The sequence below is a fragment of the Alkalihalobacillus sp. NPDC127517 genome, assembly GCF_050276055.1.
Classification (GTDB): domain Bacteria; phylum Bacillota; class Bacilli; order Bacillales; family Bacillaceae_D; genus Alkalicoccobacillus.
On record NZ_JBNNQX010000009.1, the window covers coordinates 128,723 to 152,495 of the forward strand.

Genomic DNA, 23,773 nt, shown 5'->3' on the forward strand with positions numbered 1-23,773 from the left:
AAATTTTGTGAAACAGATGATAGCCTTTTCGATCTTTGTTTGGAACAGCTGACATCTTATACACCAGAAAGGGGGGAAATATAAATGGAACTAGCACCACTACTCTCCATCGTGCTGATGATTGTTGTTTTCTACTTTTTCTTAATTAGACCTCAACAAAAACGTCAGAAACAAGTGCGTGAGATGCACAGCTCACTGCAACGCGGAGACAAAATTGTTACAATCGGAGGTCTTCACGGAACGATTGATGCGATTGACGAGGATACGGTTATCCTTCTAGTAAACGATAATCGCAAGCTAACGTTTGATCGCTCAGCTGTTCGTGATATTTCTAAAGATTAATAAAGTGTAAAAGCACAAGCTGATTCATCTCAGCTTGTGCTTTTTTATGGTTAAGCCTTCATTAAGTTTACTCCAATCATTCCTCCTACAGCACCAGTTAATAGATATCCGCCATGAAGCATAAACTGTGTACTCGTAAAGGCCACCTCATATCCCAGTGTGGATATCAGATAAGCAACGGTTGTAAAAAGTAACGCGGTAAGTCCACCAGCTAACCATCCTTTGGTTTTGGCTCTTGCCCCAGATACAAATCCACCAATAAATAAACAAAGAAATGATAAAAATAGGATCAACCACTTTATGGACTGTTCGGTATAGCTTGTCAAGCTTAAAAAGCTAGCTAGCAACAAACTGGCCATAATAGCGCCTGCCATAATGACAACTAATCCACTAAATACTGCTGGGAAAAATAGACGATTATTCATTTAGTAGCCTCCTTCTTTTACATACCTATTGCTATGACTATATTCAGGCTTGGCTAACCTTAGAATGATTTTGTCTAAATTAATCCGTTGGAAGATGCTTCATCACATGCTTTTGCTCTCAAAAGGGGAGAGTAGAAATGTGAGGAGTGAATCGAAATGGGCCATCAACTAACGCTAGCAATTGCTACATTTAGTACGCTTAGTTTATTTCAATTAATGAACCGGGAAAATCAGTTTCAACCGGTATTAATTTTTAGTTTTACATTTATCCTATTACTTCTAAAACCAATTGTTTATACACCTAAAATGAGTGTTGTCCTCCTTCTCTTAAGTGGTCTGCCATTCATTTATCTAACCATGATCAAGCTCATTCGTACTCAAACCACTCTGGAACCAATCGAATCTGTTTATACAAACGCTGTTCCAATGCCTGTCATAATGGACGGCCAAATTCAACACGCGCAGCTAAAACAGATTGATCAGAACGAATTTTGGCTTCGTAAACAAATACGAGATCATGGATTTAAAGATATTAAACGTATCTCTTATTGCAGTGTTAGAGGCGATCAACTATTTTATATTGATGTAAAGGATAAGAATTAGGTGAATGTCCGAGGGGATGAGCGTATACCGTTATACCTGTGCCCCCATATGCTACTCATGAACGCTGATAATGAGGAGGGGAAAGTATGGGAGCTTCTTTGTATCAACAATGCTGTAGCTACAAAGGTCGTTATGTGAACATCCAACACAAAAACGGACAAAGCTATTACGGGCGAATTGTAGAAGTAGACGATCAAAATGTTTATGTAGACATGGGGCGTAACGGTGGAGGACGTGGTTTCGGATATAATGGCGGTTATGGCTATTATGGTGGATATGGATCAAACGTCGTACCATTTGCATTCGGTGCAATTGCCGGATTAGCGCTTGCTGGAGCGTTCTTTTTCTGGTAGGAACATTTGATAGTGGACCGTGGGAGTGTGATGCTCTTGCGGTTTTTTAGTGTAGTGGAAAAGAATCGTCTATGTATGATTCTTATAGAAGCCAGTGGAGGTAGGGCAGTGTTATTTGGGGATGGAATGGGCAAGCTTTGGTGACGTGAGGTTAAGGAATTTGTGAAGATCTCGGTTTGTAAGAGTTGGGTGGATGAGGAGGTGGTAGTCGTTTAGGGCTTGGAGTGGGTCGGAATCATTTTTGGTGTGGCAGTGATTGCAAATCCAAGAACGTTTGAAGCGGATGACTGTGAATGTTTTGCACTCTATACAAAAGAGTCCTCTCCTAAGGTCTTGGGGAAAAAGAAGATGTTCTTGCATGATCGCAAATTCCATTTCGGTATGATGCTGAACAAAAATTGTAGCAAGATCGTAAAGTTTTGTTTGACTTAAAATGGAGTGTGATGATATGGAGCTAAAAAGCTTTCGAAGTATTTCAGGCAGTCTAGCAGCATGAATTTTTTACAACATTAAATGCTGATTAGTTGAATCAGCAACTAAACGGGTTGTCGGGTCACTTATCACAACTAGATCATATATATTTAATAAAGGCCATTTTAAAGACGTAACCCATTCTTTTAATTGGTGTTTTTGCATTTGAGTTTGCAGTAGGGGGTAAGGAAGAACCTCATCTACTGTTTGAAAGGTTCGGATCAATGGTTGTGTAAGAGGGTTTAAAATGATCAATAAAACTCCTCCTTTTAGAAGATCTATTCCATTTTATTTTTAGAAAATCCTTCTTTTATTTTTATTTGTGATAGGTTTATTCATCGGTTTAGCAGAAAATACATCGAGAAAAGAGCAAATACATCGGTTCAACGGAAAATACGTCGATTCAGCAAAGGCTCATGATTTAATTCTAATCACTAAAGAACCCCAGCCCACTCAAGCCAGAGTCCCTCAAATTCATCTTTTCTGCAACTTTCGAAAAAGAGGAAAGTGCTGTATTTCGCTCTTTTTCAGTAGATTCAGCACGAGCATTAAAACTACATACAAAACAGCGGTAAGGGAAAGTTGCAGTAATAATTCAGCTAACGCATTGCTCACAACATGCACGTATGTTTTAAAGAGTGAACTCATATAGATCGTTCCACCAATTAATACGATTAGCTTTAAGACCATTCGAAGTTCGATGCTAAAGCCTGCATTTTTTGCGATGGTTGCGAGGTGGAGTAATGTTACTAATACGAATCCGATCACGATAGCGAGTGCAGCTCCCATTATTCCGAATTCGGGTCTGGTGGCTAAGGCGAAAATGGCGGCTGTTTTAACAACTGCGCCAACCAAGCTATTATACATGGCAGGCTTGGCTAAATCGAGTGCTTGAAGAGCTGCCTGCAAGGGTCCTTGGATGTACAAAAAGAGACAGAAAGGAGCCATTACTTTTAGAAAGCCTGATGCCTCAGGAGCGTGGTACATAAAATTCATAATTTGCTCAGGATAGACGAGTAAGACTACCATGGCTAGTCCTCCGGCCACAAAGGAGAGTCGCATGGCCTGCTCTAGTCTTGTATGAATGAGATTCTGTTGATTCTTTGCTGCGGCTTCGCTAATGGAAGGCAACAAAGAGGTTGATAATGAGAATGTGATAAATGTTGGTAATGTTAATAAGGGAATAATAAACCCGGCGAGTTCTCCATATTGCTTGGTGGCAACCACGGTCGCTACTCCTGCGATGGCTAAGCTTTGAGCAACAATAATTGGTTCAAAAAAAAGTGAGACAGTTCCAATTAGACGGCTACCTGTTGTCGGCAGTGCGATCTTAAGTAATTGTGAAGATGTTTGTTTGCCCTCTCCTAAGTAAGAAAAAAACTTTCGACGCAGTTTGAAGCTTTTCTTTCGTTTGAATAAAAATAACATATAAAGGAGAGAGGCGAATTCACCAGCAATGACTGAAAGCATAGCCCCGGCTGCTGCATACTCGATTCCTAGTGGCAAAAAGGCGGTTGATAGGACGGCTACTAGTGTGATGCGTACGATTTGTTCAAGCATTTGTGAGTAGGCAGTAGGCTTCATATTTTGTCTGCCTTGGAAATAGCCTCGTAGGACTGCTGAAACGGCAACAATTGGAACAATTGGTGCAATTGCAATAAGTGAATAGTACGCTCTGGCATCTGTGAGCAGATGAGACGCTACGTAAGGAGATAAAAGAATCATCGCTGTAGTAAAAATAGCGCCTAGGCTTATTGTGATCGTTAGAGATACAACAAGAATTTGTTTAATTTTACTTGTTTCTCCGCGTGCTTCTGCCTCTGCAACAAGTTTTGAGATAGCAACAGGTAGTCCCATTTGAGTTAATGTTAATATAAGAAGCATCGTTGGGACTGCCATCATGTAAAGACCTACACCTTCAGAACCCATAATGCGTGCCATTACCATACGGTTAATAAAGCCGAGAATTTTGGTGACAAACCCAGCCAATATTAAGATAATGGTTCCCTTAAGAAAAGTTTGCTTGGACATTGGTCACCCTGCTTTCAAAAAAATGATGGAAATTTGGTTTGTTTATTTATATGCTTAGGGAGTGGTCAAGCATGACAAGTCGTTTAAGATCAGATCTATTTTCCTGGCATGATAAGTAGAAAGGGCGAGATCAGATGGATGAGAAGCAGCAATTTGAGGTTTGGAAAGAAGACATGGAACCCGTTTTAACAAGTAAAGTGGAAGAATTCCATATGCTTGGGTATGATAAAGCGACTAAAGATGAAATTTGGCGTTGTGTAACAGAACGATTGCGCAAGAAAAAAGCGTACGTTCCTTTTTATTCGTTTACGGATGAACTGCTAAATCTTAAAGTAAGTGTGTACATGACGTGGCTGACTGTGAATTCTTACAAGGAGCCTGAAGATTGGTTTAGTGAGTTTGAGGAGTCTGACAAGTAGTCGTGTAGTAATTTTCTGATTTACCATAACTTGTGGTAGGATAGAAAGAGTGCTTTATACATAAGGAGGCAAAGAAAGACATGGTTAAAAAAGGCCGCATCTTTGCTTTTTTTCTCATTGTACTTGCTTTTGCTGTATTGATTTCAACAACAGTGATGAGTATAACGAAGGAAACAAAGCTAGGGCTTGATCTTCAAGGGGGCTTCGAGGTTTTATATGAAGTGACTCCAATTGATGATACTGAGATTACTGAACAAACATTATCCGCAACGGTTACGGCTTTAAACCAACGTGTTAACGTTCTTGGTGTATCTGAACCGGTTATTCAAATTGAAGGAGATGACCGCATCCGCGTTCAACTCGCTGGTGTCGAGGATCAAGAAACCGCTAGACAACTTCTTGCTACAGAGGCGGAACTAACATTTCGAGATGTAAATGATAACATTCTTCTTGATGGAAGTGACCTTCAGCAAAACGGTGCAGCCGGTCAGTTTGATCAAACAAACCGTCCCATTGTTACGCTCAAGCTAAAGGATGCTGAACGCTTTGCTGAAGTAACAAGAGACCTTTCGCAGCGTCCTATTGGAGAAAATGTATTAGTGATCTGGTTGGATTTTGAAGAAGGAGATTCGTATGCAGAAGAGGCGAATAGTGCCGAGCCTAAATTTTTATCAGCAGCTAATGTGAGTGAAGTGATTAATAGTCAAGACGTTCAAATTAGCGGGAATTTCACGCCAGATGAAACTAAGCATATCTCTGAAATCTTAAATGCTGGGTCACTCCCAGTGAAGCTGGATGAGATGTTCTCGAATTCAGTTGGGGCATCTCTCGGTGAAAAATCAATGGTGCAAACGGTCTATGCAGGATTAATAGGTATTGCATTAATCTTTGCTTTCATGTTGTTCTATTATCGTTTACCAGGATTTATCGCAGTAGTTACGCTTAGTGTGTATACGTATTTAGTTATCGTGATTTTGAATTTAATGAATGCAGTGATGACGTTACCTGGTATTGCAGCTTTGGTGCTAGGTATTGGGATGGCTGTAGATGCAAATATTATTATGTATGAACGAATCAGAGAAGAACTACGTTCAGGTAAATCAACGATGTCTGCCTTTAAAGCGGGAACAAGACGTTCGTTTGCGACAATTTTGGACTCGAACTTAACGACGATTTTGGCGGCAAGTGTGATGTTCTATTTTGGTACAAGCGCCGTTCGAGGCTTCTCAATTGTTTTGATTGTCAGTATCTTAACGAGCTTCTTAACTGCCGTTCTTGGCTCAAGATTGCTGCTTGGAATGTGGGTAAGCAGTAAGTTCTTGAATAAACGACCAGGCTGGTTTGGCGTAAAGGAGCGTGATATCGATGAGCTTTAATAATCGAAAATGGAACCTTGATTTTATTACGCACCGGAATAAATTTTTCGCCGCTTCGGTCATTTTTGTAATCGCTGGTATTATCTCCTTGTTTACGCTTGGTTTGAATTTAGGTGTAGATTTTGAAAGTGGTTCAAATATCACAATTGATACTAACGAAACCTTAACAAATGAGCAGATCCAAGAGGACTTTGCAACAATAAAAGAAGAGTATTCTCCAAACATTACGTTGGCTGGTGAGAATAATGAAATTGCCACCGCGCGTTTTATTGATGTATTAAATAATGATCAGGTCGCAGAAGTCCGAGCTTATTTCATTGAGAAATATGATGCAGAGCCAACCGTTAGTACTGTTTCTCCTCAAGTAGGGAAGGAATTGGCTCAGAATGCGATCTATGCGGTGTTGATTGCCTCACTCGGTATTGTTATTTATTTAGCATTCCGGTACGAGTTTTTGTATGGAGTGGCAGCGATCGCTGCATTACTCTATGATGCATTCTTTATCATTGCATTATTTAGCTTTTTGCAGGTTGAAGTGAACGTGCCATTTATCGCTGCCGTATTAACGGTTGTTGGGTACTCAATTAATGATACGATCGTTACATTTGATCGAATCAGGGAGAATGTGAAAAAAGCAAAAGTTATTGAGGGATTTGAGGATCTGGCGAAGATCGTCAATAAGAGTTTAATTCAAACGATATCACGCTCGATAAATACAGTTCTTACTGTTGTTTTTGCGGCTTTGTCACTTTTAATTTTTGGTGGAGACGCAATCTTCTCATTCTCGCTTGCTCTTGTTATCGGTCTCGTTGCTGGAACTTATTCATCCATGTTTCTTGCGGCGCAGCTTTGGCTTGTAATGAAAGCCAGATATATTAAGAAACAAAAGTTAAAACCGGCTGAACCTAAAGAGGAAGAGCCTATTGTTTAATAATAAGTGGACCAGATTTAATTCTGGTCCACTTCATTATTTTTACACGCGAGTTTTAAAAAGAGAAGAATAAGGGTATTTACTAAGTGTAGTAAGAATGCTTTTAAAAGGAGAGAGTGGTATGAGAGGACAAAGTGCATTTATTATAGGTATTATTGCCGCTATTATTATTGCGATCTTTGCTGTGATTAACGTAGATCCAGTTCCGGTGAACTACATGTTTGGTACATCTGAATGGCCATTAATCCTTGTTATTTTAGGGTCGGTCTTTTTGGGAGCTGCTGTTGCTGGTGCAATGGGAATGGTTCGGATTCTTAAGTTGCAGTCAGAGATTAAAAAGCTTAAAACAACACCCGTGAGTAAAAAGGAATCACCACCTACAACACCGCCACCAAGCAGTCAACCTAAGGCGCCTGTAACAGATTCGACTAAGAGTTAAAATAGGTTCGCATTGTCACCCCTTGATCCCTCTTGTATAATAGGAGGGTCGAGGGGTGAAGTTATGTTAAAGCCACGAGCAAGATGGCAGGTTCAAACTCAGGACCAGGCTGAGATTGACGCTCTTTGTGAGAGTTGTCAGCTACCGCCATTAGTAGCAAAGCTTCTGTTAAACCGTGGAATCAAAGAGAAAAAGGATGTACAACGGTTTTTAGATAAAGACGGGTTAGCTTTTTATGACCCTTATTTAATGGACGGAATGAAGGAAACCGTCAATCGAATTCATCAAGCGATTAAGCAACAAGAACATATAGTAGTCTTTGGAGACTATGATGCAGACGGGGTAAGCAGCACGGCTGTGTTAATGCATGCGCTTAAAGAGCTAGGAGCAATCGTAAAATATTATGTACCTAATCGGTTTACAGAAGGCTATGGTCCAAATGAGCCGGCTATTCGCCATGCAAAGGCAGAAGGCTGTTCGCTTATGATTACAGTAGATACTGGGATATCAGCTGTGCATGAAGCAAGTGTCGCCAAGGAAATTGGTCTGGATTTTATTATTACAGATCACCATGAGCCGCCGCCGGTTTTGCCTGATGCGCTTTATATTTTAAATCCTAAGAAGCCAAACTGCACATACCCATTTAAGTCGTTAGCAGGCGTTGGGGTTGCTTTTAAACTGGCACATGCGCTCCTAGACCGCGTACCTGTTGATTTGCTAGATATCGCAGTAATTGGTACAATTGCAGACTTGGTGCCTTTAGTGGATGAGAATCGACTGATTGCACGTATGGGTCTCTCTGCCCTGCAACAAACGGAGAGAGCCGGATTAATTGCAATTAAAAAGGTTTGTGGACTTGGTGCGGACGTAATGGAAGCCGATCATGTTGGGTTTGCAATTGGACCTAGAATGAATGCAGCAGGCAGATTGGATTCAGCCGATCCAGCTGTTGATTTATTGCTTTCAGAGGATGCTGAAATGGCAACAGCTTTAGCAGAATCAATTGATCTTCTGAATAAAGAAAGGCAAGCCATTGTAAACGAAATGACCAAAGAAGCGATAGACATGGTCGAAGAATCTTATCCCATTGCCGATAACAATGTACTTATCATTGGGAAAGAGGGCTGGAATGCAGGAGTCATCGGTATTGTCGCTTCAAGGCTTGTTGAGCGCTATTATCGTCCAGTGATTGTCATGAGCTTTGATACAGAGCTAGGAAAAGCAAAAGGCTCTGCTAGAAGTATTGAAGGTTTTAACATGTTTATGGAGCTTTCAAAAAATCGAGACATTCTGCCACACTTCGGTGGACATCCAATGGCTGCCGGTCTGACGATGGAGTTAGCGCTTGTGGATGAGCTTAGAGCCCGTCTTCATAAACAGGCGGACGAGGTGTTAACGGAAGAAGATTACCAACCCATTGCAAAAGTTGATGTGTTAGCTCGAGTGGACGAAGCAACCCTGTCTATTGTTAAACAAGTAGAGAAATTAGCGCCTTTTGGTGTGGGGAATCCAAAACCTAAAATCATGTTTGAAAATGTACAATTAGGACAAATTAGGCGTATTGGAAGTGATTCCTCTCATTTGAAATTGAGCATAACGGATCACGGAGCATCACTTGATGGAATCGGATTTCGAATGGGTCACTTACATGAAGAGATTACACGGTCTGCGGCAATCAAAGCGCTTGGTACCTTATCCGTGAATGAATGGAATGGGACTGTCAAACCTCAATTAATGATTGAGGACTTAGCTGTTGCCGAATGGCAGTTGTTTGATTGGAGAAGTTTAAAACCACCTCGCATCTCTGAAAAAGTGGGCGAGCTTCCAGATGAGCAAACGGTATGTGTTGCGTTTCGTGGGCAGCCTACTCAATCTTTAGTGCCAGATACAACAGTGTATCATTTCGAGGAAACCGACTGGAATCGCGATTTTCTAACCGATAAATATCTTGTGTTACTTGATGTCCCGAGAGAAGAAAAGCAATTGTTAGAACTATTTCAATTGGCTGGTACACCTAGTCGCATTTACTCTATTTTTTATCAAGAGGAGGATTCGTTTTTCTCTTCAAGTCCGACTCGAAACGACTTTAAATGGTTTTATGCGTTTATTCTGCAGCGCAAGCAAGTGGCTTATAAGAAACAGCAGAAGCAAATTGAGCAGCACAAAGGCTGGTCCCAAGGTACAGTTCAGTTCATGGCTGACGTATTTGAAGAGCTTGGATTCATTGAGTGTTCAGATGGTGTCGCCATTCCAGTTGTGCAACCATCTAAGAAAGATTTAAGTGAGTCCTTACTTTATCGTAGTAAGCTAAAACAAGCAGACTTAGAAAATGAGTTTGTTTACTCATCGTATGATCAATTAAGAAATTGGTTTGAAGCCGCATTTCTAAAAGCAGCCGATCCCAACCAAAATGTGAAGGAGCAAGTATAATGGATTTTAAACAATATGTGACGATCGTAGAGGACTACCCTAAAGAAGGAATTCGTTTTAAAGATATTACAACATTAATGCAAGATGGTCCTGCGTATAAAGCAGCGATTCAAGCACTTGGAGACTATGCCGCAGATCTTGATGCTGACTTGATTGTTGGACCAGAGGCTCGTGGATTTGTTGTTGGTTGTCCACTAGCTGTTGAGATGGGAAAAGGGTTCATCCCGGTAAGAAAAGCTGGTAAGCTGCCACGTGAAGTCCTATCAGTTGATTATGGTTTGGAATATGGGAAGGATAGCTTAACAATTCATAAGGATTCCATTACTAAAGGTCAAAAGGTCTTAATTACAGATGATTTACTTGCAACTGGCGGAACGATCGAAGCCACCATTAAAATGGTTGAAGAACTAGGCGGAGTCGTTGTAGGAATTGCATTCTTAATTGAACTTTCATACTTAAACGGAAGAGACCGTTTAAAGAATTACAATACATTTAGCTTAATGACATATTAATTTTAGGAAGAATGATCTGAACTATGTGCGGATCATTCTTTTTTTACCCTTATTTTCCTTATGAACCAAAAACAAGTGGTGGTTCCAACGGTAACTGAGCGATTCTGTCAAAATTCTTCTGTTTATGACTTTACAGCGGTGGTTAAAATCAAGGATAATAGTAGGAAATATTGTTTCGTGAATAAGGTGATGGAATGACCATAGAACAGGTGATTGAAAAGGCAAGTGAATATTTAGGTGATGAAGATATAGCCTTTTTAAGAAAGGCGTATGAATATGCTGAAAAGCACCATGGTGGGCAGTACAGAAAGTCAGGAGAGCCCTATATTCTCCACCCCATCCAAGTAGCTGGAATCATAGTTGGTTTGCAACTGGATCCGAATACAGTAGCAGCGGCTTTTTTACATGATGTCGTTGAAGACACAGATGTGACCATTGAAGACATTACTGCTGAGTTTAATGAAGAAGTGGCAATGCTTGTAGATGGTGTGACAAAGCTAAAGAAATTCAAGTATAAGTCCAAGGAAGAACAGCAAGCAGAGAACCACCGAAAAATGCTAGTTGCCATGGCTAAAGATATACGAGTGATCCTGATTAAATTAGCTGATCGCTTACACAATATGCGTACACTAAAATTTATGCCTCCAGCAAAACAGAGGGTCACCTCAAATGAGACGCTGGAGATTTTTGCGCCCCTTGCGCATAGATTAGGAATTTCAGCGATTAAGTGGGAGCTTGAAGATATAGCCCTGCGTTATTTAGATCCGCAACAATACTATCGAATTGTTAATTTGATGAAAAAGAAACGTGCGGAACGTGAAAGCTATCTTGAGGAAGTTATTGAACGAATCAATGAACAGCTTGTTGATATGGATGTAACCTGTGAGCTATCAGGACGTCCAAAGCATATCTATAGCATCTATCGAAAAATGGTTCTTCAAAACAAACAATTTAATGAGATTTACGATCTACTAGCTGTTCGTATTATCGTAAAAAATATTAAAGACTGTTACGCCGTATTAGGTGTGATTCACACCTGTTGGCGCCCAATGCCTGGTCGTTTTAAGGATTATATCGCAATGCCTAAGGCAAACATGTATCAATCTCTACACACAACGGTTGTTGGTCCATACGGCGATCCATTAGAGGTGCAGATTCGTACTGAGGAAATGCATCGTGTGGCAGAGTTTGGGGTGGCTGCACACTGGGCTTATAAAGAAGGTAAAGTCAATTCCAATCAATCAAATTCGTTTGAGGACAAGCTTACTTGGTTCCGTGATGTCATTGAGTCGCAGGTCGATACAAATGATGCTCAAGAATTTATGGAATCAATGAAAATGGACTTGTTCTCTGACATGGTCTTTGTGTTTACGCCAAAAGGCGATGTAGTTGAATTACCTAGAGGATCAGTACCACTTGATTTTGCATACCGTATCCACAGTGAAATTGGTAATCGATGTATTGGAGCTAAAGTGAATAGCAAAATGGTGCCACTTGATCATCAATTAAAAACCGGTGATATTGTTGAGGTCATGACTTCTAAGCACTCGTATGGTCCAAGCCAGGATTGGTTAAAGATAACACAATCTTCTCATGCGAAAAACAAAATTAAGCAATGGTTTAAGAAAGAAAAACGAGAAGAGAATGTCCAAAAGGGTCGAGAAATGCTTGAGAAAGAAGTAAGGCTTCTTGAATTTGATCCTAAAGAAGTACTGACAGCTGAGAACATAGCTGAAACAGCGTCTAAGTTTAGTTTTGCGGGCGAAGAGGATATGTTTGCAGCAACGGGTTACGGCGGAATAAGTGCTAAGCAAATTGTTAATAAACTAACTGAAAAAGTGCGTAAGAAAAAGGATCAAGAGCAAGAGGATCAGACACTCGACAACGCGTTATCCGATATGAAGACTTTTACTCCGAAGAAAAAGACGAACTCTGGCGTTCGCGTAAAAGGTGTAGAAAACTTGTTAATTCGCATTTCACGTTGCTGTACCCCTGTTCCGGGTGATAACATTGTTGGTTTTATTACAAAAGGTCGTGGCGTTTCAATTCACCGTGCCGACTGTCCTAACATTCTCTCGGAAGATGAAAGTCGTTTTCTTGATGTCGAATGGGAAGGAACGGAACAAGAGAACAAAGCGTATCCAGTTGATATTGAGATCACTGGTTTTGATCGGAATGGTTTATTAAATGAAGTACTGCATACGATGACTGAATCACGTACTTCCATTAATGCCGTAACAGGTCGTTCTGATCCTAAAAATAAGATGGCGACAATTCATATGAGTATTTCCATTCAAAATCTCGGTCATCTACAAAAGGTAGTAGAGAAAATAAAGCAGCTAAAAGATATTTATTCTGTAAGACGTATGATGCATTAAGGCAAGAGGTGTAGGCGATGAGAGTCATTTTACAACGATCAAAAGAAGCAAGTGTAACCATTAATGGAGAACAAGTAGGTGCCATTTCTCATGGTCTTGTTCTCTTAGTGGGTGTCACACATGAGGATTCCCCAAAAGAAGTTGACTACTTGGTTGATAAAATTGTTAACCTTCGAATCTTTGAAGATGAACATGGAAAGATGAATCATTCCCTACTTGATACGGGAGGAGCCATCCTGTCAGTGTCTCAATTTACATTGTATGGTGATACGCGAAAAGGTCGTCGTCCAAGCTTTACAGAAGCTGCGAAGCCTGATGTAGCTAGCGACCTTTATGATTCATTTAATGAACGCCTTAAAGAAAAAGGTGTTTCTGTGGAGACTGGTCGCTTCGGAGCAGATATGGATGTACAATTAATTAATGATGGTCCCGTCACATTAATTTTAGAAAAATAAAATGGTGTAGTAGCGTTTTGAACATATTGCAAACATAAAAAACTGATGATTCTCCTATATGTAGAGTCATCAGTTTTTTGCGTTTTTATCTATACTAGCGTAAGAGGTTATGTAAACTACTGAGAATACAGTACGCTAGCGATACCCTTCCGCGTCATAGGCTGAGACTGTATCCCGCGGTGCAAATGTTCACGGGAGAAGATTCCTTCCTAAGTTAAGGCATCTAACAAAAACAATTAGCTAGATGCTGTCGTTTTAAAAAAAGATTGATTTTTTAAAATCGACATAATAAACTGTATATGATGATAACGCTTACAATTATGCATATAAGGGGAGGGGGATTGGTTCGTTGTCAACGATTAAAGATGTGGCCAGATTGTCGGGGATATCAAGGTCGACGGTATCTCGTGTCATTAATAATCACCCATATGTGAACGAGGAGAAGCGAATCCGTGTGAAAGCTGCGATGAAAGAACTTGGTTATGTTCCTAATTCATCTGCGCAGCGGCTGAGAGGTAGTAAAACAAAAACAATTGCCGTCTTAATTTCCCGGATCGTAAACCCGTTTTTTAGTGGGCTGGTTGATGCAATGGATTCGGTGGCTACAGAAGCAGGCTTTCAATTAATTTTATGTAACACAAGAGGAAGCAAAGAAAGAGAAATGACGTATTTGAACTTACTTAGAACAAAGCAGGTTGATGGCGTTGTCTTTGCTTCAATTGAAAACAATTGGGATGACATCAAACCATATTTGGCGTATGGTCCTATTGTTCTGTGTAATGAATATACCGATCAGACTGACATACCTTCCTTCCGCATTAATCATTTTCAAGCAAGTTACGATGCAACCCTACACTTTATTAGACAAGGTAAAACAAGGATTGGTTTGTGTCGTGGAGATGAAACACTTGGTTCCAATCTAGGAAGCGACCGTGAAAAAGGGTTTCTAAAGGCGCTTTTAGATCATCAGCTTATATTTAACGAACAATGGCTATTCCGAAATGCAACAAACTTTAACGACGGTCGACATGTGTTCCAAAAGGTAGAACGAATGTCTGAGCGACCAGATGCCATCTTCACAGGAAGCGATGAAGTGGCTACAGGTATCATTTCAGAATCAAGAAACTCAAGCATTCATGTGCCGAATGATCTATCCGTTATAGGGTTTGATGATCAGCAAATCGCGGATGTCATTACACCAGGATTAACAACCATTCGTCAGCCCATTCAGAAGATGGGAGAGCAGACGATGCAGCATATGATTCATATCCTCACAAATCAACTGTCCCTTGTAGGACATACGGAATTGCTAAAAACAGAATTGATTGTGCGAGACACATGAGATTTTGTGTTAGCACTGCATGTATGAGAACGATACCACATTTTAAGGAGATGATTTGTTATGAAAGTCACAGTATGGAACGAAAATCGTCATGAACAAACAAATGCGAGTGTACAAGAGGTTTATCCAAAGGGGATTCACGAAGCCATTGCAAACTTTCTAACGCAAGCTGGAATAGTTACAACCACAGCTACTCTAGATGAACCTGAGCATGGGCTTACTGAAGAAGTGTTGCAGCAAACCGATGTGCTGGTCTGGTGGGGCCATGTTGCTCATCATGAAGTATCGGATGAGGTTGTTACACGTGTTCAACAAAGGGTATTGGATGGCATGGGATTAATTGTCCTCCACTCAGGCCATTTCTCCAAAATTTTTAAAACTTTGATGGGAACGACGTGTGATTTAAAATGGAGAGAAGCAAATGAAAAGGAAAGATTATGGGTCGTTCAACCTAATCACCCAATTGCAGAAGGTATAGGTGAGTACATTGAGCTTGAAAAAGAAGAGATGTACGGGGAGCATTTTGATATTCCTGCACCAGATGAGCTTGTGTTTGTAAGCTGGTTTCAAGGTGGAGAGATCTTTAGAAGTGGATGCACATTTCACCGTGGAATGGGGAAAATCTTTTATTTCCGACCTGGTCATGAGACGTATCCAACTTACTATAACAAGGATGTTCAACAAGTCATTATTAATGCGGTAAAGTGGGCGGAACCTTCAAATCGAATAAAGCCTGTGTATGGAAATGCTAAGCCGCTTGAAGAGGTTCCTGGAGAATAAATGAAGGAAGATGTTTAATAAGCGCCTAATTTGGTAACCCTACTATTATCATTTGTTAGGGAGCTGAGTGAATGCGCACAAACGGCAAGTTATCGCAGTTCTTTGAAGTTAGCAATCATCCGATTTTAACTGTAACTGATTTGTCTCACATAGAAGAGTCAGGTTATGTTTCAGGACGATGTCAAACCGAATTTGGCTACAATCATAATGAAAAAAATCTTGCGAAGATCGATCGGATCCTTATTAAGTAGTTGACAGCCCGTCTATTCATTCGTATGATAGATAGCATTAGTAATTCTATACGAGTCCGATGAAAAGGCAGAGTAATTAAGAACAACAGATACCCAGAGAAGAGTGGCCAAGGCTGTAAGCCCTCCTGTCTGTCTTAATGAACGAACACCTTAGAGGAGCTTTCTGAACGGTCCAAGTGACTGAGTAGGAACAGCCGTTTAGCAGACGATACCTGCTTTAAAGCGGAGGCAACGTTTATACGTTTGTCTTAACTAGGGTGGCACCACGGGAATCTAACTCTCGTCCCTGATGAATGCATGCATTCATCAGAGACGGGAGTTTTTTATTTGATAAAAGCAGGGGGAGAAAAGGATGAACATACAAATTCCACGCGGAACCCAGGATATCTTACCTGGAGAAAGTGAGATTTGGCAATTCATTGAAGCAAAGGCACAGGAAGTATGCCGTCGCTATAATTTTAGAGAAATTAGAACGCCAATCTTTGAACACACAGAAGTATTTAAGCGAGTAGTAGGAGATACAACAGATATTGTTCAAAAAGAAATGTACACATTCAAAGATCGTGGTGATCGTGATTTAACGCTACGGCCAGAAGGAACAGCTTCTGTCGCTAGATCTTACGTACAGCACAAACTATTTGGACAAGCTGCACAACCAACGAAGTTGTTCTATCACGGGCCAATGTTCAGATACGAGCGTCCACAATCAGGGAGAATGCGTCAGTTTGTTCAATTTGGTGTAGAGGCAATGGGTAGTGCGGATCCAGCAATTGATGCTGAAGTACTGGCACTCGTTATGGATATTTATAAAGAGGTTGGCATTACAAATACAAAGCTTGTTTTGAATAGCTTAGGTGACAAAGAAAGTAGAGAGGCGCACCGTCAAGCGTTGATCACTCACTTTAAACCAAGCATTCACGAGTTTTGTGGTGATTGTCAGATGCGATTAGAGAAAAATCCTCTCCGTATTCTTGATTGTAAAAAAGACCGTGAGCACCCTTTAATGAGTACAGCTCCTTCTATTTTAGATTACTTAAATGAAGAGTCGAGTGACTATTTTGAACAAGTGAAGGCTCACCTTGATCGTATTGGACTTCCTTACGTCATTGATCCAACTCTTGTGCGTGGACTCGATTATTACTACCACACAGCATTTGAAGTAATGGCTGAAGGCGAGGGCTTTGGTGCCATCACCACCTTATGTGGTGGTGGTCGCTATGATGGGTTAGTTCAAGAATTAGGCGGACCAAGTACACCTGGAATTGGGTTTGCATTCAGCATTGAACGTCTGATTATGGCGCTTAAAGCAGAAAACCTAGTCAGTGTGGAGGAGCCTTCCATTGATTGTTATCTTGTTGCGTTAGGTGAGGAAGCAAAATCAGCATCTGTTGAGCTCTTATACAACTTAAGACAAGCTGGCATTGTAGCAGACAAGGATTATCTTGATAAGAAAATGAAGGGTCAGTTTAAAGCGGCGGATCGTTTAAACGCTAAGTTTACGGCCGTGTTAGGTGAAAACGAATTGGCTGAAAACCGTATCGAAGTGAAAAACATGGAGACTGGTGAACAAGTATCACAGCCATTGGCTGAGTTCGTTGAATATATAAAGAGAGAACTTAGAGGAGGACAAGCAGGATGAGTGGAAGAACGCATCAGTGCGGAGAATTAACAGCACAGCATGAAGGAGTACAGGTTGAATTAAAAGGGTGGGTGCAACGTCGCCGTGATCTAGGACAAGTGATTTTCCTTGATGTACGCGACCGTTCAGGCATAGTACAAGTTGTATTTAGTCCAGATATTAATCAAGAGGCTCTAGCCATCGCTGAGAAAATCAGAAATGAATATGTGGTTTCCGTAACGGGTACCGTTGTAAAACGGAATGAAAAAACAATCAATGATAAATTAGCAACGGGTGAAATTGAAGTACATGTATCTGAGATCGAGATCTTAAATGCGTCAAAATCGTTGCCGTTCCAGATTGAAGCTGATACAGATGCATCAGAGGATGTTCGCTTAAAATATCGTTACTTAGACTTACGTCGTCCGGATATGCAAGATGTATTTAAATTACGTCATCAAACAACGAGGTTTATCCGTAACTTCCTTGATGAGCAAACATTCTATGAGATTGAAACACCGATGCTAACAAAGAGCACACCTGAGGGAGCGCGTGACTACTTAGTTCCAAGCCGTGTTCATCATGGTAGCTTCTACGCATTACCGCAATCTCCACAAATCTTTAAGCAGCTTTTAATGGTTTCTGGATTTGAGCGTTATTATCAAATTGTTCGTTGTTTCCGTGATGAAGACTTACGTGCAGATCGCCAGCCTGAGTTTACGCAAGTGGACATTGAGACTTCATTCATGAGTACGGAAGAATTAATTAAAATGATGGAAGACATGATGTCAAGTCTTCTTAAACAGGTGAAGGGCATTGATATTCCTACACCATTCAAACGCATCTCTTACGATGATGCCATGAACCGATATGGCTCTGATAAGCCTGACACACGTTTTGGAATGGAGTTAATCGACTTAAATGAAGTAGCAAAAACAACTGAATTTAAGGTTTTCCAAAACGCGCTTAACTCTGGAGGTATGGTGAAGGGCCTTAACTTAAAAGGTGGAGCCACAAAGCTATCTCGTAAAGAAATTGACGCATTAGGAGATTTTGTGAAGTCTTACGGAGCAAAAGGACTTGCTTGGTTAAAGGTTGAGGCTGATGGTTTAAAAGGACCAATTGCTAAATTCTTTGATGAAGAAGGAGCAGCAGCCCTTCAATCAGCTCTTGATGCAGAAGCAGGAGACTTACTATTCTTCGGAGCAGATAAAGCAAATGTTGTTCAAAATAGTCTAGGAGCTCTTCGGATGAAGTTTGGTAAAGAATTTGACCTAATCGACAAAGATGCATTCAACTTCTTATGGGTTATGAATTTCCCACTTCTCGAGTACGATGAGGATGCTCACCGTTTTGTTGCTGCTCATCATCCATTTACTAGCCCATTAAAAGAAGATCTTCATCTTCTTGAAACAGAGCCTGAAAATGTACGCGCTGAAGCCTATGATCTTGTATTAAATGGCTATGAGCTAGGCGGGGGATCTCAACGTATTTACAAGCGTGATGTACAGGAAAAAATGTTTAAGGCACTTGGATTTACAGAGGAAGCGGCACGTGAGGAATTTGGTTTCTTAATGGAAGCCTTTGAATATGGCACCCCTCCACATGGTGGAATTGCACTTGGGCTTGACCGTATGGTAATGCTGTTAGCAGGTAAGAGCAACCTACGTGATACGATTGCTTTCCCGAAAACAGCAAGCGCAAGCGATCTATTAACTAACGCGCCTTCTGAAGTAAGTGTAGAACAATTAATTGACTTAAACTTATCTGTTATCGGTAAGAAACGGACAGAAGAAGTGAAACTGTAAGATTAAACGAAATGAGTCTTGAGTATAACTAACAACTAATAAAAAATGGCGAATGATTCGATTGCTGAATCATTCGCCATTTTTTTTATGAATTGAGCAGTAGGAGAACCTGAGTCTCCAGTGAAAAGTGCGAGGTGAAGACTCTTATCTTCACCTCTTTTTTCTCTACATATTGTACTTAGTTGAAGGCATAAGCACTTTAAATTCTTTGATTAAGTCTGTCGGTTCTGTCTTAATATAATAAGTTCGAATGCCACCAGTTGTATGAAGATAAAGGAACCCCATTTTATTATCTCGTTCATCCAAACGATACGAGATATCAAGTACTTGTTTAATAGGATAGCTCGCATCCTTTACTTTGATACGATCCTCATACAACAGTAAGTCAAAGGATGTCTCTACGGTACGTTTCTCAATCCAACCAATCTCTTGTTTCACTTCAACACAGCGATGCACAGCAAGTGGTTCCATGGCGTTCCTCCATACAATTTATTGTCTTATTCGTATCATACCTCATTTATCAACTGAACTAAACTAATCGCAATTAAGTGATGCCTAGTGATTGCGTGAGCGAAGCTTTCGTGATATACTCATTTCAACAAAAACATAATCCTGAGATGTTCGTATTCTCTTGTTCTTTTTTGAGCCAACACTTTTTGATAGGGAGCCTGTCGTTATTTATAGGATTACAAGCCTTGTTAGATAAGAGGACGTAAGAATATAAGTACATGGCACCCACCTGCTTCGCAGGTTCAAAAACCATAGACCTACGGCATATTCGGGATTGATGTTTTCTATATGATTTGTACATGGTTACGCCCTTTTATAGGCGTTTTTTTATTTGTCTTTAAATTGGATTTACCTGATGAAAAGCTCATGATATAGTTATTCGAGGATAATGTACTTTAATGTAAGGAGAAAGGGGCAATACGCTTGTTACATCAATTTTCGCGTAATGAATTAGCGATTGGTCATGACGGACTTGACCAATTAAAAGGAAGTACGGTTGCTGTGCTTGGTATAGGAGGCGTTGGTTCTTTCTCAGCTGAAGCATTAGCGCGTTCCGGAGTGGGTCGTTTAATATTAGTGGATAAGGATGATGTAGACATTACCAATGTGAATCGTCAAATTCACGCCCTACTCTCAACTGTAGGCAGACCTAAGGTAGAATTAATGGAAGAACGAATTCGAGACATTAACCCCGATTGTGAAGTAATTGCGGTAAAAATGTTCTATACAGAGGAAACGTATGAACAGTTTTTTGCATACGGGCTTGATTATGTGATTGATGCTAGTGACACCATTTCCTATAAAGTACATCTTATGAAGGAATGTATTAGTCGTAAAATACCAATTATTTCTAGCATGGGTGTTGCGAATAAGATGGATCCGACTAAATTACGTATCACCGATATCTCTAAAACGTCCTATGATCCAATTGCTCGCGTGGTTCGTCGTAAATTACGTGAATCAAAGATATATAAAGGCGTGGAGGTTGTTTTCTCTGATGAGCAACCCATTCAAATTAGAGAAGATATTCGGAAGGAAATTGTCTCTGAACAAGCGGAGAGTGGACCCATTCGAAAAGCGAAAATGCCTCCGTCCTCAAATGCTTTTGTTCCGTCCGTCTGTGGTTTAATTATGACTGGACATGTTATCACGAATCTTTTAGAGGGTATTGAAATTAATCGTTCATAAGAAAAAGATGTTTGCTACACCTTAGGGTATGAGCAAACATCTTTTTCTATTTCGCAACTTTTTCTAGATTCCCATTCTTATCCATCTTAAATGCTGCACTTGAGAGGGCTTCCTCATCCTCTAAAATAGCCATTCGTCTTGCTCGATTCATAATCTGAATAAGTGACTGGTAATCTTCTTCAATAATACTATTATCTTGTTTAATCTTTTGTAGTTCCTGCTGCATTGTGTAGTTCTGTCTTTTTAATTCTTCATTCTCAGCAAGAATCAGTTTCATCTCACTAGAATTTAAATGTTGGCTGTCTTGATTTTCTGCGTATTGATGAAGTGCTTGAATGATATCCTCTAAAGAATGGTCCTGATCAGATGCCGTTTGAACAGCTGTTGGCACTGGATTTGGATACAGTAAGGAAGCGGGTGCCCAGACTGGTTTTTTAGAAGAGTAGTACGTGAAGCCTGCTGCTCTTTTACGTTCTTTACGCTCTCTCTTAGAATCTTCAATTGCATTAAGATGTTTCTGCCTAACTACGGCATTCCATCTGAAGCCACAAGCGGCTGACGTGCGATTTAATTTATCTCCAACTTCATCAAAAGCTCTTAACTGAGTGCTCCCATCTTTAATGTGAGCGAGTACGGTTTCTGCAAGTAATACATCATCCTCGTGGGACCAAGCATCCTGTCTAATTTTCAAGTAGATCATCCTTTCATTCTACAACGGTGGAATGTGTGAGTTATAAGAATAGTGGTACTACTACTTTTTCCAAATAAAACAGGTTGTATACCAGTGTGATAGAAAAAAAGTCTGTCTGATTTAATGTATTATAAGTAGATCGGTTTTGTCGGTTACTTTCGTTTTTGTCGAAAAAAGTGTAAACTAAGACAATAGTCTTAGTTAGCAGATTCCATACATATGAGGTGCCTATGTTTAAAACGTTACGATCAAAACTGATTTTGTTTTTTTCTTGTGTAACTTTTCTGCCTCTTTTATTAATAGGTACAATTATGTATCAATATCAACGAGATGATCTATCATTACATATGGAAGATCACTTGGTTAGAGTGCTAGAAAGCCGAGTGGCTGCATTAGAAGATTTTCTAACGGAGAGACAGTCAAATTTAGAACATCTAGCTAGAAACCCAATTATACAAGAGCCTAGTTCAAATACATCTGATATACAAGATGAATTAATTTCATATGAAGCAGCATATCCATATTTTCTTGATTCGCTATTTATAAATGAAGATGAATTCATAACTTTACATAATCAAGGTGTGACCTCAAGTTTTACTGCTGAGGAATCTGCCTGGTATACACAAGCTCAGCAAAATGGAATGGGAATGGCGAAAATTGAAAGAGAGGTTTTTGAAGAGCCAACTTTTATTTTAAGCCAAGCTGTATATGATGAGAATGATGCCGTTATTGGAGTGGTTGCGTCCTTTATTGATTTTACTAAGGTTAAAGATAAGTTAAACCAAGCCAGTATCCATTATACAGAAGATAAACAAAGTGAGTATGCGTTTATGTTTGCTCAGGATGGGGAGTTATTAGCTCACCCAGACGATAACCTCATTTCAAGTCAGTTCAACTATTTTGAAGCAAATGATTTCACTGCTCAGAGCTTTGTTGATTTTTTTGAAGATGGTGAGCTTTACTATAATTCGACCAATGAGATGATTCAAACGTACCAGGAGATCTCAACGCCAAGTGGAGATGACAATACGTGGTATGTTGCAATCTCTGTACCTCAAACAGATCTGTACACTTCTCAAAACCATCTATTATTGAGCTATATCGGTTTATTCAGCTGTGTGTTTATGATTACATTGTTCGCTGTTCTTAAACTCGCTAATTATATTGTAAAACCATTGGAACAGTTAGTTGTAGCGACAAAAACCTTTACTTTTTACAGTAAGGTCGATCCGATTACGCAAGGTTTTTATCAAGAGGCGGATACATTAACTCGGGCATTTCGGTTAATGACAACGAAGCTGTTGAATCGTGAGCGTAGTCATCAAAAATCAAGCTTAATTCTTGAAACAACAGAGAATGGAATTCTAGCATATAGGGTTGAGGATCAAGTGATTACAACCTTTAATTCAGCATGTGAAGAGCTTTTTAATATTAAGAGAGATCAGATCGTGGGATTAAACTTGACGGAAGCAGCTATCATCAACCGTCGATTCAAAATCTTTTTGCAATCGGCAGAACTAGAGATGCATACGTCTCCCGAAACTGATCGAAGATATGAATTTAGCTGTCCTTTTCCAGGGGATCATGATCCTCATACATTCTTCATAAGTGTTTCTAAACTTACAGAGAACAAGGAAGTATGTGTAGATCAGGATGTGTTAATAGTCTTTAATGATGTGACGGAAAAACGAGCCATGCAGCAACAACTTGTTCGTTCAGAGAAATCAAAAGTGGTTGGGGAACTGGCGGCAGGATTTGCGCATGAAATTCGTAATCCTTTAAGTACAATTAAGGGGTTTCTACAAATCTTTCAGCGTGAAGAACTTCAGGAAAGTAAAAAGAGTCAGTTTGAGTTGATGGTAAAGGAAATCGACCGTGTCAATAATATCATTAAAGATTTATTGAATATGGCTCGACCAGAACCGCTACAAAAAGTAGAGACCAATGTGTTGGAGATTCTTAATCAAACAAAGCAAATGTTTTTGGCGGAAGCGAATGAACGTAATATCAGCTTCACCTTGACATATGCTGCTGATTTACCTGTGGCGTGGGTAGATGCTGATAAGGTGAAGCAGGTAATGATGAATCTGGTAAAAAATGCGATGGATTCAATGGTAAACCAAGGGGAGTTATCCATTCATGTAAAAGAAAATGAATCAAATCAATTGCTTATTATTGTGCAGGATAATGGAGTTGGTATGAGTGAGGAGACTCTTGAGCGAATTGGGACACCGTTCTTTACAACCAAGTCAGATGGGACAGGACTTGGGTTAATGACGTGTTTCCGGATTGCAGATGAACTAAAAGGTTCATTATCAGTTGAAAGTAAAGAAGGAGAAGGAACGTCATTCTTCTTTCAGTTACCAGTCTATCGAGAAAAGTAAAAAGAAGGCGAATGTTCATTTAATGTGGACATTCGC

23 protein-coding genes, 1 other RNA gene and 1 other annotated feature are annotated in these 23,773 nt (G+C 40.0%); of the genes, 19 read left to right on the plus strand and 5 right to left on the minus strand.

The genetic code is table 11. From position 1 onward, the window contains the following. The first annotated feature begins 84 nt into the window (after window positions 1–84). Entirely contained in the window at window positions 85–342 is a 258-nt protein-coding gene (gene yajC, locus ACQKKO_RS13820; RefSeq protein WP_498648127.1) for a preprotein translocase subunit YajC, read from the plus strand. Window positions 343–392: 50 nt separating this feature from the next. Here the strand turns inward: yajC and ACQKKO_RS13825 are convergent, their stop codons facing one another. Continuing rightward, window positions 393–767 carry a TIGR04086 family membrane protein gene (locus ACQKKO_RS13825; RefSeq protein ID WP_498648129.1) on the minus strand — a complete coding sequence of 125 codons (375 nt, stop codon included), beginning with the start codon at window positions 765–767 and terminating at the stop codon, window positions 393–395. Window positions 768–923: 156 nt separating this feature from the next. Between ACQKKO_RS13825 and ACQKKO_RS13830 the strand changes: the two genes are divergently transcribed. Together ACQKKO_RS13830 and ACQKKO_RS13835 are read left to right on the plus strand one after the other, a co-directional pair. Then, window positions 924–1,370: a YetF domain-containing protein gene (locus ACQKKO_RS13830; protein WP_498648131.1), complete on the plus strand. Its 447-nt coding sequence runs from the start codon at window positions 924–926 to the stop codon at window positions 1,368–1,370. An 86-nt stretch (window positions 1,371–1,456) separates the two neighbouring features. Next, on the plus strand, window positions 1,457–1,723 hold the full coding sequence (locus ACQKKO_RS13835; protein ID WP_498648132.1) for a hypothetical protein: 267 nt from the start codon (window positions 1,457–1,459) through the stop codon (window positions 1,721–1,723). Between the two features lie 501 nt (window positions 1,724–2,224). On the opposite strand, the gene ACQKKO_RS13840 is transcribed toward ACQKKO_RS13835, so the two are convergent. Next, window positions 2,225–2,449 carry a hypothetical protein gene (locus ACQKKO_RS13840; RefSeq protein ID WP_498648134.1) on the minus strand — a complete coding sequence of 75 codons (225 nt, stop codon included), beginning with the start codon at window positions 2,447–2,449 and terminating at the stop codon, window positions 2,225–2,227. Window positions 2,450–2,668: 219 nt separating this feature from the next. Further along, a complete protein-coding gene (gene spoVB / locus ACQKKO_RS13845; protein ID WP_498648136.1) occupies window positions 2,669–4,225 on the minus strand; it encodes a stage V sporulation protein B in 1,557 nt (518 codons plus the stop codon). Between the two features lie 134 nt (window positions 4,226–4,359). On the opposite strand from spoVB, the gene ACQKKO_RS13850 reads away from it, so the two are divergent. From ACQKKO_RS13850 to aspS, 13 genes are all read left to right on the plus strand, one after another. Continuing rightward, complete coding sequence (locus ACQKKO_RS13850) at window positions 4,360–4,644, plus strand: post-transcriptional regulator (protein ID WP_498648137.1); 285 nt, start codon at window positions 4,360–4,362, stop codon at window positions 4,642–4,644. A gap of 80 nt (window positions 4,645–4,724) precedes the next feature. Then, window positions 4,725–6,020: a protein translocase subunit SecD gene (gene secD, locus ACQKKO_RS13855; protein WP_498648139.1), complete on the plus strand. Its 1,296-nt coding sequence runs from the start codon at window positions 4,725–4,727 to the stop codon at window positions 6,018–6,020. Beyond that, complete coding sequence (gene secF / locus ACQKKO_RS13860) at window positions 6,010–6,951, plus strand: protein translocase subunit SecF (protein WP_498648142.1); 942 nt, start codon at window positions 6,010–6,012, stop codon at window positions 6,949–6,951. Before secD ends, secF begins: the two co-directional genes overlap by 11 nt. A 121-nt stretch (window positions 6,952–7,072) precedes the next feature. Then, entirely contained in the window at window positions 7,073–7,390 is a 318-nt protein-coding gene (locus ACQKKO_RS13865; protein WP_498648143.1) for a LapA family protein, read from the plus strand. Between the two features lie 63 nt (window positions 7,391–7,453). Continuing rightward, window positions 7,454–9,820: a single-stranded-DNA-specific exonuclease RecJ gene (recJ, locus tag ACQKKO_RS13870; RefSeq protein WP_498648145.1), complete on the plus strand. Its 2,367-nt coding sequence runs from the start codon at window positions 7,454–7,456 to the stop codon at window positions 9,818–9,820. After that, window positions 9,820–10,332: an adenine phosphoribosyltransferase gene (locus ACQKKO_RS13875; protein ID WP_498648147.1), complete on the plus strand. Its 513-nt coding sequence runs from the start codon at window positions 9,820–9,822 to the stop codon at window positions 10,330–10,332. Before recJ ends, ACQKKO_RS13875 begins: the two co-directional genes overlap by 1 nt. Before the next feature lie 194 nt (window positions 10,333–10,526). Beyond that, window positions 10,527–12,710 (plus strand): RelA/SpoT family protein, encoded by a 2,184-nt coding sequence (locus tag ACQKKO_RS13880; protein ID WP_498648149.1) that lies wholly within the window; start codon window positions 10,527–10,529, stop codon window positions 12,708–12,710. A gap of 17 nt (window positions 12,711–12,727) precedes the next feature. Continuing rightward, the gene (gene dtd, locus ACQKKO_RS13885) at window positions 12,728–13,165 is read left to right on the plus strand and encodes a D-aminoacyl-tRNA deacylase (RefSeq protein ID WP_498648151.1); all 438 of its coding nucleotides are present in this window, start codon (window positions 12,728–12,730) and stop codon (window positions 13,163–13,165) included. Between the two features lie 349 nt (window positions 13,166–13,514). Continuing rightward, window positions 13,515–14,507 (plus strand): LacI family DNA-binding transcriptional regulator, encoded by a 993-nt coding sequence (locus ACQKKO_RS13890; protein WP_498648152.1) that lies wholly within the window; start codon window positions 13,515–13,517, stop codon window positions 14,505–14,507. Between the two features lie 60 nt (window positions 14,508–14,567). Further along, window positions 14,568–15,287 carry a ThuA domain-containing protein gene (locus tag ACQKKO_RS13895; RefSeq protein ID WP_498648154.1) on the plus strand — a complete coding sequence of 240 codons (720 nt, stop codon included), beginning with the start codon at window positions 14,568–14,570 and terminating at the stop codon, window positions 15,285–15,287. 71 nt (window positions 15,288–15,358) lie between these two features. Next, complete coding sequence (locus ACQKKO_RS13900; protein ID WP_498648155.1) at window positions 15,359–15,538, plus strand: hypothetical protein; 180 nt, start codon at window positions 15,359–15,361, stop codon at window positions 15,536–15,538. A gap of 50 nt (window positions 15,539–15,588) precedes the next feature. After that, window positions 15,589–15,829 (plus strand) — a binding site (T-box leader). Window positions 15,830–15,890: 61 nt separating this feature from the next. After that, complete coding sequence (hisS, locus tag ACQKKO_RS13905) at window positions 15,891–17,177, plus strand: histidine--tRNA ligase (RefSeq protein WP_498648157.1); 1,287 nt, start codon at window positions 15,891–15,893, stop codon at window positions 17,175–17,177. Next, entirely contained in the window at window positions 17,174–18,964 is a 1,791-nt protein-coding gene (aspS, locus tag ACQKKO_RS13910; protein WP_498648158.1) for an aspartate--tRNA ligase, read from the plus strand. The genes hisS and aspS overlap by 4 nt, the downstream gene beginning before the upstream one ends. A gap of 165 nt (window positions 18,965–19,129) precedes the next feature. Here aspS and ACQKKO_RS13915 read toward each other — a convergent pair whose 3' ends face one another. After that, complete coding sequence (locus ACQKKO_RS13915) at window positions 19,130–19,435, minus strand: hypothetical protein (RefSeq protein WP_498648160.1); 306 nt, start codon at window positions 19,433–19,435, stop codon at window positions 19,130–19,132. Between the two features lie 135 nt (window positions 19,436–19,570). On the opposite strand from ACQKKO_RS13915, the gene ssrS reads away from it, so the two are divergent. After that, window positions 19,571–19,753: non-coding RNA, 6S RNA (gene ssrS / locus ACQKKO_RS13920), on the plus strand. 144 nt (window positions 19,754–19,897) lie between these two features. Next, window positions 19,898–20,662 (plus strand): tRNA threonylcarbamoyladenosine dehydratase, encoded by a 765-nt coding sequence (locus ACQKKO_RS13925; RefSeq protein ID WP_498648162.1) that lies wholly within the window; start codon window positions 19,898–19,900, stop codon window positions 20,660–20,662. A 46-nt stretch (window positions 20,663–20,708) separates the two neighbouring features. Here the strand turns inward: ACQKKO_RS13925 and ACQKKO_RS13930 are convergent, their stop codons facing one another. Then, complete coding sequence (locus tag ACQKKO_RS13930; protein ID WP_498648164.1) at window positions 20,709–21,353, minus strand: RsfA family transcriptional regulator; 645 nt, start codon at window positions 21,351–21,353, stop codon at window positions 20,709–20,711. Window positions 21,354–21,583: 230 nt separating this feature from the next. Here ACQKKO_RS13930 and ACQKKO_RS13935 point away from each other — a divergent pair, with 230 nt between their 5' ends. Further along, entirely contained in the window at window positions 21,584–23,737 is a 2,154-nt protein-coding gene (locus tag ACQKKO_RS13935) for a sensor histidine kinase (RefSeq protein ID WP_498648165.1), read from the plus strand. Window positions 23,738–23,773 lie beyond the last annotated feature (36 nt).